Source organism: Corynebacterium sp. BF-R-2 (assembly GCF_024586525.1).
GTDB lineage: Bacteria > Actinomycetota > Actinomycetes > Mycobacteriales > Mycobacteriaceae > Corynebacterium > Corynebacterium singulare.
In genome coordinates, this window is the sequence record NZ_JAMFTP010000031.1 from 1 (window position 1) to 1,517 (window position 1,517).

Sequence of the window (1,517 nt, forward strand, 5' to 3'; positions counted from 1 at the left end):
AAGCCCGATTTCCGCGGTACGGCAGATGGTGTCGGCAACGAGGTTTCCAGTAGGCTTCACAGTACGGGTCCCTGGTGGGTGTAGATGGTTGTTTAGGAGCTTTCATCTTCACACCAGGGACCCCTATATGTTGTGGTGACCCGCTGAACCCGTCGTGGCCAACTTCACCCCGCTACGCACTCCGAAACCGGAAGAGCCTGTTACGTGCAGCCTAGTGGGGAATCCGACGACAGGAAGATCAACGAGTCGACGAGTGATGTGGTCACGAAGCTTGCCAGGCTGCCCACAGTCCGGGCACACGCCGGAAACGGCTACTGGTGTGGCCTCAATGATGGTCAGCGCTCCGGCATCAGCGGCACCGGTGATAGCAAGCCCGATTTCCGCGGTACGGCAGATGGTGTCGGCAACGAGGTTTCCAGTAGGCTTCACAGTACGGGTCCCTGGTGGGTGTAGATGGTTGTTTAGGAGCTTTCATCTTCACACCAGGGACCCCTATATGTTGTGGTGACCCGCTGAACCCGTCGTGGCCAACTTCACCCCGCTACGCACTCCGAAACCGGAAGAGCCAGCAAAGGTTAGAAGCCCTAGAACCGTTTATACGAATCTAGGGCTTCTTTGTCGTTTTAGAAATTTCGTGCGGGATCTTCCGGGTTATGATTGCGAAGCCTTCATGACCTGATGTCCAACGAGCCGTAGGCGAGGCGGGAGAAGGATACTCGTCATGCTCCTTCAAAGCGCGTGATAATCTGTCGTTTCGTTGGCGCATTAGGGTTTGCACACTCTAATGCGACCATTACTACATGGTGAAGATTATTCATGTTTCAGGCCAGAGGTTACGACCGTTTCGTACGGCCAAGCAATTTGAGTTAACTGAGCGAGATCGGTTCCTCTTGACTGTTTGGTTGCGTTTGAAGCTATGGCGCGCGACCACGTTGCCAGGCTGTGGGGAATTTACGATTCGGGAGCTTGTAAGCGTCTTCGATTGCTCCGGGACAAAGGGTTCATTGACGATAAAAGCGTTTTCACGGGCTTCCCCAGCATTCTCACCATCACCAGCAAAGGCTGCAGGCACAGTAGATGGACGCACATTACTGATAAAGGAAATGTTGTCGGGGATTTCAAGCCTCCTCGCTTTAGCGCGGGTGGAACCCTGGCACACACGCTTTTGGTTATGGATTCAGCTCTATCCTGGTCAATTTATGCGCACACGGTCGTAAGCGAGCGAGTGATAAAGGCCCAGGACCGGTAAGCATCTCAGTAAAAGAAACCACCACCCGGTAGATGCTATCGATAGGTAAAAGGTGGATGCTAGGTGCTGTTATTATCCGGATTTTTTATCCCTACCGGACTGATGTCAGATGCGAGTTTTTGGTACCGGTGTTCTGGGGACTCGGTGTTATGTGTCACTACCTTTTGCGCGCTTAAGGTCATGACATTGTTTACACCTAATGTCATGACATTGTGCACAGTTTCGTGACCTTTTATGCTGTGTGTCGGACACAATCGGATAATGAGTA

The 1,517-nt window shown here is 52.3% G+C and carries 1 pseudogene; it reads right to left on the reverse strand.

The features are described 5' to 3' along the window. Positions 1 to 201: 201 nt before the first annotated feature. Positions 202 to 429, reverse strand: a pseudogene (locus M5J09_RS13130) (ISL3 family transposase); the annotation flags it as partial. Positions 430 to 1,517: the final 1,088 nt, after the last annotated feature.